Here is a 10,982-nt window from a genome sequence, read left to right as displayed (position 1 = left end):
AATGGACCATGCCGATCCGGGACTGGAAGGCGGCCCTCAACCGGTTTTCCATCCTGTTCGAAGACAGGATGCCGGCTTACTGATAACCGAAAACCAAACCATTTACACAAAATCATTTACACCGCCCAGCAAACACAAGAACCGCCAGGGGGATCAACCTCCCGGGCGGCTCTTTGGGTATGCGGTCATAGGTTGTGGGACATCTCCACCATCGCGATCAAGTCAATGTCATATCATCAGTCGATACCTTATCCTGATCTCATCTCTCCTGACAAGTCTTTAATCCGACCCGGGGTTTTCCATTCGTTATGAGAACACCCCCTGCTCGATGCGTTCGAGAATCCTGAGCACTTCTTCTCCATCCGCACGCATCAAGATGTCGATCGGCACATGTCCGCCCAAGGTCATGATTTTCGCCGTCAACCAATCCGCCTACTGCCCTCCTTACCGAAAACCTCCAGCGCGCGGCGCCGGGCAGACTTCGGCACGGCTCGAAGCGCCGCCCCGTCGAGGGCGACTTTGATCTGCTTAAATGAGGCGTCACCCGAGAGTTCCTCCAGTCCGGCAATCAACTGCCGCAGCACGGATCGAGAGCCCAAAGAATGGCAGGGGGTCAGAAAGCCGGGGGAATGAAAAAAAGTGGGCGCAATTTGGGCACGAAATGGGCACAAACGCAAACAGGGGTTAGCGATGCATCGCTAACCCCTTGATTTTTATGGTGGGCGCAGTAGGGTTCGAACCTACGATGCCGTGTGAAGGCGGTAGCGTAACACATTTCCATATCCACTAATATTGTGTAAAGTTGTTTTATATCGGTAGTTTGTCATGTTTTAATCTTTTTTTGTTTTTCACTTTTTTATACTTAAAACAATTTATCGAAAGAATAGCGATTCTAAACTTTTGACATTTTTCGACCACTGCCTTACCATGGGGCATGATCGAAAAGGTCGAATGGCATACTCTCCAGGTGGGCGATATCTCCCCTCCGCCGCAGGATATCCTTCAGTCTTGCAGGATCCCGAGGCCGGAATATATCATCAACCAGACCGAGGTCGGCCCGAAGAGGCACCCGTCTCTGACCCGGGAAGCGGCCCTCCTGTTGGTGTACCTGCACCCTCCCCTCGTCTGGGGCCGGCAGCATCAGTGTATCGGCGGATTGAGAATCCTCACCCTAGCAGCCCCCTACCTCCAGCCGGAGGACCTGGTGCCGGTCGGCATCCTTCCCGCCCAAACCTCCCAGGAAGAGCTCATCACCCTGTTGGAGGCGGACATGCTGCTCTCGCAAATGGCCTTCGGGACTCAGGCTGGGGCTAAAACGATCTATGCCGGCAGCCGGCACCTGGATCCCGACCTGCTCACTCGGTGGTCCCCGGCCCTGGCTGCCGGGGTTCGCGCCAGTGCGGACCTGTTGGGCGTGAGTGTGCAGACCCTCTACAACCCACCATCCCAAAAATCTACGCCGTGAATCCCTCCAGCCAGGCCATATCGCACCTGCTCGCCCAGGCAGACAGAGTGGCTCTGACCCCGGAGGACCTCCAAGTCTTGCTGGATGCCGTTATGGCTCCTCCACACCTGCAGGGGTTCTTTTTTCTCCTCGGCAGGCTGATGCCGGTCCTGGAGTGCGCCCGGGGAATTTGCCGGCTGTCGGGTCACGAGGATGGGACCATCGAGCCATCCATGCGCTCCGTTCGGGCGCTTCTTTCCACGGCCTCGGAGCTTGAGAACGATCCCCGTCTCAGTCACCTGTTCGCCCCGGAACGGGGAACCGCATTCCAGGGGATCCTGGAAGAGTACCCCCTCTACTGTACCCTCGGCCATACGGCCGACAACAGAAACCTCGCCGACCACTACACCCATCTTTTGGCCCAGACCTTTTTAGCCGGCCATAAGGTGTCCCCGCAGGATATTCCCTCGCTGCTGAAGGCTTTTCGGGGTATCCGCATGCTTTCCCAGCGCGAATATTCTTCCCAACTCGCCACGCTCCCCGCCCGACCGACGACTCCGCAAGAATTTCTCGCGGTGATCCGCTCTACAAAAAAAGGCACCCGACTCCATGATGCGAGCGCCCTGTTTGAAAAAGCCCAACTGAGTATTGCCGCAACGCCGCCCGCCCCTACCCCCAAGACCAAGCGCGCCCCCAAGCCGGACGATTCCGAGGAACCAGGGGAGGAAGTGCCGCCACCGGAGGTCGCCTGGACCGGCACCGACCTCGTCGAGTCACCGGCCAGCCGACCGGAAGAGGATAAAGCATACCGCAGCTACGGCGGAACCTCCAGAGAGTTCGTCCGACCACGGGACGACATTCCGGTCGTGGCCCCGCAAGAGCGGCTCTATGACCGGGCAGGGTTGCGAGAACTGGCTTTCCAGGCCAGACAGGTCAGTAACCGGATCTCGATGCACAACCAGCTCTTCCCCCTGTCCTGGGAAGAACTCAACCAGTTCGACCTTGCCGTCCTGCTGCACTATCTGGAAGGAAAAATCTCCGTAGGCGGACCCAACCTACGGGAGAAGGATGTCCGGCGTTTGCTCCTGGTCATGCTCTGGAGCGGGTCACCGCTGGAGCGGGCACTGGAGATGGAGTATTTCCGGGTAGGCGGCGCTCGCTACGGAGCCGGCCACGCCCTGTACTGGGACGACGGCGAAGCGCCTTTTTTTCGTCTGCTGTCTCCGGGACCCGAGCTGAGCGATGAAACCATGACCAGGGATTTCCCCCAGGCCCTTCCCACATCACCGGCCGCCAACATCCCCCTCCCGGATGTGATCCGGGACATTCTCGGGCCGTTACTTCCGGACGTTTTCAGACCTCATGAATACGAGTCCCGTCCGCTGTTTGACCCAGCAGCGCAAGCCCGCCAGGAATTGCAAACCACTCTGTCCGCCGGTCTGCGGGGGCTGAATCGCGCGCACGGGACCAGGCTCACCGCCACCCGGATCAGCGGATATCTGCTCAGAAATCTGGCCCGCATGCCGGGACAGGATCTGCCGAGTGCGGCGCTCTTTTTCGGTTACAGCGAAAAACTGGCCACAACCCGCATTCACTATACCCACGCCCCCCTGCCCCGGCTCGAAGATTCCTTCCGCACCCTGTGCCGGGAACTGCTGACTCCGCTCGGTTATGCCGCCGCATTTCCACGACCGGTCAATTCGCCGACCGCAGCGGTCGGAACGCCGTGGTGCCCCGCGGAAGAGACGATCCAGGACCTGGTGCGCAGACTGATCGACACCGTCGAAGCCAATCGCCCCGACCCGGGCGACACCCACCGCGTGGCCCTCTTCCATAACCACTATGCGGTCTATACGGCCTGCTTCATCTCCTTCGCCACCGGTTACCGGGCGGTGCGGGATCCCTCTTTCGCCGATGGCGACATCGACGAGGATACAGGGCTGGCACTCATAAGCGACAAGACCGATGACCTCGGCTACTCCAACCGGCTGGTATGGATGCCAGAAGAGTGCCTGGTGCAGATCCGCCATTACCGGCAGCACCTCCTGGCGCTGTACGACCGGATCGGCCCCGCCAGTCCGCCGCTCTTCAACCTGATCAAGAACCATTGCGGTCCGGGGCGGCCTTCGAGGCTGTTTCATCTCGACCTGGATCTCGGCCAATCGCAGCTACTGGGTCCGGGGCTGCTGAGCAAGGTATTGGCTCGACAGTTCGACTATCACCTGCCGCCCAATGCCAACCGCCATTATCTTAAAAACTACCTCCTGAAAAGTGGCTGCCCCCCGGAGATCATCGAAGCCTATCTGGGTCACTGGGAACTGGGCCTGGAGCCTTGGCACGGTCTTTCCGGTCTGCGCCCGGCGACGTTCCGAAAAATCCTGCAAGACCACCTGCCCGCCCGACTGCAGGCCGATGGCTGGCTGCCGCTGCCGGGGTTCATCCCATGAATGTCCGATAATGCGCTACATTCCAGACGCTTCCTGCCGGTTCACTGAATACAGCCGATACACCGAGGAACGACTCAGGCCATAGTGCTCGGCAATTTCCGTTTTGCTGCAATTCAGGGCATCGCGCATACTTGGGACGGGTTCCGATTTTGTTGGGTGCCACCCTGCTGCTGTCGCAAATCGGCTTGACAAAGATTGACAATTGGCAAATTTTGCCATAGCTTAGTTCTGTGAGCCCCAAAAGGAGAATCTTATGGCAACAATGAATATTTCCCTGCCGGAACAGATGAAGACTTGGGTTGAGGAGTGTGTTCAAAGCGGAAGATATGCTAACGCCTCCGATTACGTACGCGACCTGATCAGAAAAGACCACATAAAACTCGAGCAATTACGACAGGCTTTAATCGAGGGGGAAAACTCCGGTCCCTCAACCGGTTTGGACATTAATGCGTTCATCGCTGACAAAAAGAAGTCCCTGTCACTATGAACCAGGTGACCTTGTCTCCCAAAGCCAAGGCAGACTTGAGTGATATCTGGGATTATACCCTTGCGCAATGGGGGATTTCCCAGTCTGAAAAGTACATACGTGAGGTATGGGCAGCAATACAAAAGCAAGCCAGTGACTCATCAACTTCTATCGATATTAGCGATGTGCGGAAGGGATATCGGAAAACCAAATCCGGGTCCCATGTCATTTTTTTTAAATTGACTGCCGATGGAATTAATGTTGTTCGGATCCTTCATCAAAGAATGGATTTCGAACGTCATTTTTAAGGTAAATTTTTCAACTTGGCCTGTTGTTCGGCGGGAGCCCTGAAGATTCCGTCAGTGGTGTCCGAAAATATGCGCATTATGAAAAACGCCCTCGATCTTCATATCGGGGGCGTTTCGTGTTCTACAGAGGGTCCATTCTCCGACACGATCAATACACGATCTTGACAATGCCACCATGAAGGTATATTTTTTATACCCTGCGATTTGAATTCGACCCCAATAAAAGCCTCTCGAACTTTTCCAAGCATGGCATCGATTTCGACGTCGCACAAACCCTGTGGAACGATCCGGACCTGCTGGAGATCCCAGCAAAAACAACCGTTGAGCCAAGATATTTCGTTATTGGCAAAATCGACGGTAAGCACTGGTCCGCCGTCATTACCTATCGAGACCGGACCATTCGCCTCATCTCGGTTAGGCGCTCTCGGCCAGAGGAGATCGGACTCTATGAAAGCTAAAGATTTTGACAAAAAGTTTGATGACGACCAATCCATTATTGATGACCTCGATCTCTCCAGAGCTCGTCGTCCGGAGCATGAGCAGAGGCGGGTCAATGTTGACTTTCCTGTCTGGATGATCCACTCCCTTGACAAAGAAGCTCAGCGGCTTGGCGTTCCCCGGCAATCAATCATCAAATTGTGGATAGCAGAAAAACTTGAAAAAGTTGCCGGTTAGATCCGCCGTTTCTGCCATTGAAAACAGCTCTTTCGGAACTGTCTGAAAAATCGACCATTATAGAAAAGCCCTCGATTGCCAAATCGAGGGCTTTTCTTGTGTTATTGAGCGTGCATCCCGACAAAAGTCTGACCCTAATCGGTTATCCGCAAACGGCCAAGAGACGCAATTATTTGCTCCCGGACAAAATGATCCGTATCGAGAGCGTCGATTAGAGATTTGATTCGCTGGAGCGTTTCTTCTCGGCACCTCACTCTCCCCGAGGCATCAAGGGCATAGCGCACAGAATCGTACACATCGAGCCCCGTGATCTCATAATACTGGCCGGCGGCCAGCCATTTCAGGGAAGCAAGCGCCGCATCGAGAGAGAACTCCGGTCTCTTCTCAAGAAAGTCTCGTGCTGCGCGGTTCAGGGTTCCGATATTTACTGGCGAAGCGTAAGCGAGGGAGGTTGCAAGCTCGAAATCAGCAAGACTCTTGGCGGTTGCAAACCACTTCCCCTCGTCCCCAGGGGTGCTGGCGATCAGGTCCTGCAAAATTTGCCGGGAATCTTTTTCCGGATATTTTTTTGCCAGCACGCGAAACCGAGCCAGGTTGGTTGTGGCGGTCGTGGCTGAAAGAGCAAATTCCCGATAAGCTTCTTCGCGCTGTCCGATGTCGAGAAGAATCGTTTCGCATGCGGAAGCAATGGCGGAATATCCGTCGTTCAATCCTTGTGATGCCTCGGCATACCGGATTGCTTCTGCAATTTTCCCGGATTTTGCCAATGCCAAGACACCGTATCTGCGGTAAGACCACGTGAGGAAAGGAGCCTTGTCAACCAGTTGCAATACCTCGTCATGGCGCTGCGCCTTGAGCAGGCAGGAAAGACATGCCGGACCACCACGAAAATATCCACCATGCACCCAGGAATATTCAAGTGTCGGTCGTAATTCGTCGGCCCAGTGGGCGGCGACGGCAGGATCCACACATAACTCTCCCCATCGCTCGCTGACTTCAAAAAGGAAATCAACCCCGTCCTCTTCCATCGCTTGCCAGAGTCTTTCGAGCCATTTTGCCCGGATCTGGTTTCCGCAAGGAGCATCGATGATGAATTGCACCAACTCATGGACCGCTTTGTTGGTTGCGGTGCCCAAGGCCCCGGATGAACTGTCGATCTGCTGAAGGGCCGGCCACATGCGTTCACACAACAGGATTGCACCCTCAGCACGAAAGATAGGATCCTTGGTTTTGCGGATTTCTTTGACAGCTTCGTCAAGCCTCTTGATGGCCAGCGAGGATCCTTTCCAGCCAAAGGCGTTGATACGGAAGCGGTTGCGGAATTCCCATTTACACTGCTGCGCCATGCAAAGCTCTCCTGCTGCATTACGTTGAAACCAAGCGGGCAACGAAATTATTAAAGGTAGGCGCCCATATCCATGCGTTCATGCAGGACTCGGACAACTTCAATACCAGCGCCAACTGACTCCCGGTAAAAAATGACATGCCGGCCGGAGGGGAACTTGCGGTAACCCTCGCGGATCTCGTCACATCGCTGCCCTTGGCTCGGGTTCTCTCCCAAAGCATGAAAACAACGGTCCAGCAGGGCAAGGTACTGGCGCCGCCGCTCACGCCCCCATTGCAGTTGGGTATACCGGCCAATATCACGCAGATCCTCAAGGGCCTGTTTGGTCAGCGAGAACTTTGGCATTAGCCGGGTATTTCATCGAGTTCGCGATTCAGTTCGTCCAGGGAGTAATTGGCCGGACCACTCTGCTCCCCTTGAACCAATGCCTTACGAAGAATCCCGAGTTTCGTTTCACGCTCCTCCAGCAACCGCAATCCGGCACGAATCGCCTCACTGGCAGAGCCGTATCGACCCTCCTCGATGGCGTGTGAAATAAACTTTTCGTAGTGATCGCCTAGAGTGACACTGGTATTTTTCCCCATGATCAATCTCCCCTTTGAGTTTTCACCATTATATAATATCTGTTGGTACTTTTCGGGAATAAAAATGCCGCCGTCCCGATAAACTCCCGTTACCACTCTCACCTCTTATGGACTCTAACCCAAAGGAAAAGGAGAAAAGTCATGGGAGAGAAAGCCAAGGGAATGCGGATCGGGTACGCAAGGGTCAGTTCATCAGGGCAGAAGCTCGATGTGCAACTGGATCGCCTCGCAGATTGCGATCGGATTTTTCACGAGAAAGTCTCGGCCGCTTCGGCAAAAAACCGGCCGGAATTGCAAAAGGCCTTGGATTTCGTCAGGGTCGAAGATTTTTCATTGTTACAAAGCTTGACCGCCTAGCCAGATCGGTGGTCGATTTGGCAGGGATTGTCCAGAAACTGGAAGCCAAGAAGGTGGACCTAGTGGTATTGGATCAGGGGATCGATACCACGACCATGTATGGCCGCCTGCAATTCAACATTCTTGCCGCAATCGGCGAGTTTGAGCGGGAGTTGATCAAGGAGCGATCCATGGAGGACCGAATCAAGGCGATCGCCCGCAGGGTGAAATTTGGCGCCAAGCCGAAACTGACTGAAAGCAGGAACTTGCCGACCTGATCAGGGATTTCGAAGCGCCAGGTTGCAGGAGATGAGAGAATGTGCCTCGCCACCCCGTAATTCGCCTCAAGCAAAATCCGAAATGATTAACTGGACACTTCTCGTTGGGTGAATTGCAGGATGACCAGCCCATTGCCAAGGTGTATGGACCACCGATTATCCTTGCGCAACCCATGCGGCGTTGATAGGATTACTATTATGCCTAGCAAAAGGATGACCATGTTAAAGCGCAACCAGATCAACATCACCCTCAATGAAGCGGAGATGCACAATGTCAACGAATATTGCCGCGTCCACGGCATGACGCCGCAAAGTTTTTTCAAGGCTGGTGCGGAACGTCTCATCGACGCGGATATTCTCGAACAAAGAGCCGATCTCATGACTTTGCAGGCGATGCGAGAGGTCAGGGACGGTCTTTCCGAGCCGATCGATGATCTGCTCCAAATGATCGAGGAGGATAAAAAGATCGGCGAGGAAATGGTCAGAAGCGGTCATGTCCCGGCCAAGAAGAAGCGGTGATGGCCGTCAAGTACAAAAACATCCGCCGGGCCCCGACCTTCATCGCTGCTTTCTCCGAAGTGAGATCCCACCTCCGGGAGAAAAGCCCGGTGGCATACCTGGCGTTGCCATCCGCAATGGCGACGATCCTTGATGTCATCGAGAAGCATCCTCACGCCTGGCCAGTTAGGCGGAAAATGCTGGGAGGAGTCCAGCATGAATTTCACCTTGCCATAGTGGATCTCGCGTATAGACGTATCCACGTGCGGTACTACGTCGATGATAACGGCATCTGCTACCTTCTGACTGTCTGGATTGATGGGCAGGACGAACCGAACTACATCATCCCAAACCACTGATACGACGTCCCACAAATCACTCCTTATAACACGCGAAAAGCCCCCGATCCGGTGATCGAGGGCTTTTCCGATAATGCGCTATATTTTGAACGGTCCGAAGGGACCCTAACTGAGTCAGTGTTCAGTGCCGCTATCGCCAGAGTCATTATCTGAAAGGATTGCTTCGTAGTCCTGACCACCGTAGAAAATACCAATGATTGAGACCAGATCGGCGTCCACGTGGAAAGCGATCATTGCTCGTTTTTTGTAGTTGGTTATGCGTAGGCCTGGGCGCACATCATCTCGCATTGTGCCACGATGAGGAAACATATGCAGGTTTTCGCAGTAGCTCACGATTGCCTCGGTGTACTGTGCGGCGATTTCGGGTGCGGCCGCCTCTGCGATGTAATGGTACAGGTCGGCAAGCTGGTCCGCGGCTTCCGGAGTGAAGATGATGCGATAGCTCATCGTGTCTTGGCACGTTCAGTGGCTAAGCGAGCACGTACTTGGTCAGCAGTGACGGCGCGAGATGGGTCGGCCTTCAGTGCGTCGTAGGATGGACCGACTTGGTTATGCAGCCAGCTTTCGACGGCGCGATCACGCGCCATGAGAACCCGTAGGCCGTCCCGAATTACTTCACTCTCGCTGGCATACTCGCCAGTCCGCACCTTGGCTTTTACCATGTCCGCCATGTCGTTGGGCAGGGTAATGCTAATTTGTTTCGTAGTTCGCATGGTCGCCCCCAATTGCTTTTAGTAGGATTAAATCCTACCACACTGCGGCCCGGCAGTCCAACCATCTTTATCCTCGTCGTTCTGTATCACGACAAGCACGAAAGATTTTTGAGAATACTCCGGGCACACAAGCGATTAGCATATCCTTCCCGGCAAAACGTCTCGGATACCAGGAATTGTGGGAATGTACATCTGAGCTTCAAAATCTCATCTTTCACAATGCGAGATGATTTATTGGAAAGGGGGGCTGTTGGGTAGGCCGATGCGCCACGATACATACACCGCGTGTCCTGGGCCTCGATAGCGCTCCCAATTAGACTTCTTGCTTGGTAAGTACTTTCGGGTCGGGGGGCTTTTCTCGGTAGCAAAACCTGCAAGGGAGGATATTCTTGAAATATGGATAAAGGACAAATTCGCAAAAAAATCATTGACTGGTTTGATGGCATCAACCCATAGGAACCGACATGAAAGATCCTGTTTGCGGAATGGAAGCCTCGGCGGAAAAATCCGCCGGCAAAACGAGTTACGACGGAAAAACCTATTATTTTTGCTCGGAAAAGTGTCTGAAAAAATTCAAAGCCGACCCTGAAACCTATCTCGACAAGAAAAAGGTGGAGACGGCCTCCGACAAAGACAACCGGCGGCTCTACACCTGTCCGATGCACCCCGAGGTGGAGCAGGTCGGACCGGGTGATTGCCCTAAATGCGGCATGGATCTCGAACCGAAGGAGGTCAACGCCGAAGAGGAAGAGAGCCCCGAGCTCAAAGCCATGACCCTTCGCTTCTGGGTCTGTCTGGTGCTGACTCTGCCGATCTTTGCCATCGCCATGTCAGAACACGTTCCCGGCTTGGCGTCGCAGGATCTCCTCTCGAAAAATCTTCAGGTCTGGATTCAGCTGTTGCTGGCCACGCCGGTGGTTTTGTGGGGCGGTTACCCCTTCTTCGTGCGCGGATGGAAATCACTGGTCAACCGCAGCCTCAACATGTTCACCCTGATCGCCATCGGAACCGGCGTCGCCTACCTCTACAGTCTCGCCGCGACCTTTTTCCCCGCCCTCTTCCCCGCCTCCTTCCGTGATTCGGCAGGGAATGTCGCGGTCTACTTCGAAGCGGCGGCGGTTATCATCACCCTGGTCCTCCTCGGCCAGATGCTCGAACTACGCGCCCGCCAGCGCACCAGCGGAGCAATCAAGGCGCTGCTCGGACTGACGCCGAAAACGGCCCGCATCGTTCGGGTCGACGGCAATGAAGAGGACATCCCTCTGGATGAGGTGGAGAAAGGCGACCGCCTGCGGGTGCGCCCCGGCGAAAAAGTGCCGGTGGACGGCGTCATCGAGACGGGGTCCAGCGCCATCGACGAATCGATGGTGACCGGCGAACCGCTGCCGGTGGAGAAAAAACAAGGGGCCGACGTCACTGGCGGCACCCTGAACAAGAGCGGCACCTTCATCATGCGGGCCGAACGGGTCGGCCGCGACACCATGCTGGCGCAGATCGTCCGGATGGTCGGCGAAGCCCAGCGCAGCCGG

Annotated in this window: 15 protein-coding genes and 1 pseudogene; 10 read left to right on the top strand and 6 right to left on the bottom strand. The window is 55.0% G+C overall.

Going from position 1 to position 10,982, the window contains the following annotated elements:
- Positions 1-306: 306 nt before the first annotated feature.
- Positions 307-423 (bottom strand): hypothetical protein, encoded by a 117-nt coding sequence (locus RBR25_RS16615; RefSeq protein ID WP_432820664.1) that lies wholly within the window; start codon positions 421-423, stop codon positions 307-309.
- Positions 424-1,102: 679 nt separating this feature from the next.
- On the opposite strand from RBR25_RS16615, the gene RBR25_RS16610 reads away from it, so the two are divergent.
- From RBR25_RS16610 to brnA, 6 genes are all read left to right on the top strand, one after another.
- Positions 1,103-1,465: a hypothetical protein gene (locus RBR25_RS16610; RefSeq protein WP_432820663.1), complete on the top strand. Its 363-nt coding sequence runs from the start codon at positions 1,103-1,105 to the stop codon at positions 1,463-1,465.
- Between the two features lie 92 nt (positions 1,466-1,557).
- Complete coding sequence (locus tag RBR25_RS16605; RefSeq protein WP_432820662.1) at positions 1,558-3,891, top strand: hypothetical protein; 2,334 nt, start codon at positions 1,558-1,560, stop codon at positions 3,889-3,891.
- Positions 3,892-4,144: 253 nt separating this feature from the next.
- Positions 4,145-4,378: a type II toxin-antitoxin system ParD family antitoxin gene (locus RBR25_RS16600; RefSeq protein WP_432820661.1), complete on the top strand. Its 234-nt coding sequence runs from the start codon at positions 4,145-4,147 to the stop codon at positions 4,376-4,378.
- Positions 4,375-4,665 carry a type II toxin-antitoxin system RelE/ParE family toxin gene (locus RBR25_RS16595; protein ID WP_432820660.1) on the top strand — a complete coding sequence of 97 codons (291 nt, stop codon included), beginning with the start codon at positions 4,375-4,377 and terminating at the stop codon, positions 4,663-4,665. The genes RBR25_RS16600 and RBR25_RS16595 overlap by 4 nt, the downstream gene beginning before the upstream one ends.
- A gap of 197 nt (positions 4,666-4,862) precedes the next feature.
- Positions 4,863-5,123 (top strand): BrnT family toxin, encoded by a 261-nt coding sequence (locus RBR25_RS16590; protein ID WP_432820666.1) that lies wholly within the window; start codon positions 4,863-4,865, stop codon positions 5,121-5,123.
- Complete coding sequence (gene brnA / locus RBR25_RS16585; protein WP_432820659.1) at positions 5,113-5,340, top strand: type II toxin-antitoxin system BrnA family antitoxin; 228 nt, start codon at positions 5,113-5,115, stop codon at positions 5,338-5,340. The genes RBR25_RS16590 and brnA overlap by 11 nt, the downstream gene beginning before the upstream one ends.
- A 134-nt stretch (positions 5,341-5,474) precedes the next feature.
- On the opposite strand, the gene RBR25_RS16580 is transcribed toward brnA, so the two are convergent.
- The 3 genes from RBR25_RS16580 to RBR25_RS16570 are packed head-to-tail and all read right to left on the bottom strand — an operon-like array spanning position 5,475 to position 7,269.
- A complete protein-coding gene (locus RBR25_RS16580; protein WP_432820658.1) occupies positions 5,475-6,686 on the bottom strand; it encodes a hypothetical protein in 1,212 nt (403 codons plus the stop codon).
- A gap of 50 nt (positions 6,687-6,736) precedes the next feature.
- Positions 6,737-7,030: a type II toxin-antitoxin system RelE/ParE family toxin gene (locus RBR25_RS16575; RefSeq protein WP_432820657.1), complete on the bottom strand. Its 294-nt coding sequence runs from the start codon at positions 7,028-7,030 to the stop codon at positions 6,737-6,739.
- A complete protein-coding gene (locus RBR25_RS16570; RefSeq protein ID WP_432820665.1) occupies positions 7,030-7,269 on the bottom strand; it encodes a type II toxin-antitoxin system ParD family antitoxin in 240 nt (79 codons plus the stop codon). The genes RBR25_RS16575 and RBR25_RS16570 overlap by 1 nt, the downstream gene beginning before the upstream one ends.
- A 141-nt stretch (positions 7,270-7,410) precedes the next feature.
- On the opposite strand from RBR25_RS16570, the pseudogene RBR25_RS16565 reads away from it, so the two are divergent.
- From RBR25_RS16565 to RBR25_RS16555, 3 genes and pseudogenes are all read left to right on the top strand, one after another.
- Positions 7,411-7,883: pseudogene (locus RBR25_RS16565) on the top strand (recombinase family protein).
- Between the two features lie 219 nt (positions 7,884-8,102).
- Positions 8,103-8,402, top strand: coding sequence for a hypothetical protein (locus RBR25_RS16560; RefSeq protein WP_432820656.1), 300 nt, complete (start codon positions 8,103-8,105; stop codon positions 8,400-8,402).
- Positions 8,402-8,740: a hypothetical protein gene (locus RBR25_RS16555; RefSeq protein ID WP_432820655.1), complete on the top strand. Its 339-nt coding sequence runs from the start codon at positions 8,402-8,404 to the stop codon at positions 8,738-8,740. Before RBR25_RS16560 ends, RBR25_RS16555 begins: the two co-directional genes overlap by 1 nt.
- 114 nt (positions 8,741-8,854) lie before the next feature.
- On the opposite strand, the gene RBR25_RS16550 is transcribed toward RBR25_RS16555, so the two are convergent.
- Together RBR25_RS16550 and RBR25_RS16545 are read right to left on the bottom strand one after the other, a co-directional pair.
- The gene (locus RBR25_RS16550) at positions 8,855-9,187 is read right to left on the bottom strand and encodes a type II toxin-antitoxin system RelE/ParE family toxin (protein ID WP_092056480.1); all 333 of its coding nucleotides are present in this window, start codon (positions 9,185-9,187) and stop codon (positions 8,855-8,857) included.
- A complete protein-coding gene (locus RBR25_RS16545) occupies positions 9,184-9,453 on the bottom strand; it encodes a ribbon-helix-helix domain-containing protein (protein ID WP_092056482.1) in 270 nt (89 codons plus the stop codon). Before RBR25_RS16545 ends, RBR25_RS16550 begins: the two co-directional genes overlap by 4 nt.
- A gap of 464 nt (positions 9,454-9,917) precedes the next feature.
- Here RBR25_RS16545 and RBR25_RS16540 point away from each other — a divergent pair.
- Positions 9,918-10,982 (top strand): YHS domain-containing protein (locus RBR25_RS16540; RefSeq protein WP_432820654.1); only part of this gene is annotated, 1,065 nt, incomplete at its 3' end.

This window comes from Trichloromonas sp. (assembly GCF_034006665.1).
Lineage (GTDB): Bacteria > Desulfobacterota > Desulfuromonadia > Desulfuromonadales > Trichloromonadaceae > Trichloromonas.
Note: the sequence above shows the minus strand (reverse complement) of the source record. Positions and strands in the feature narration are given on the sequence as shown.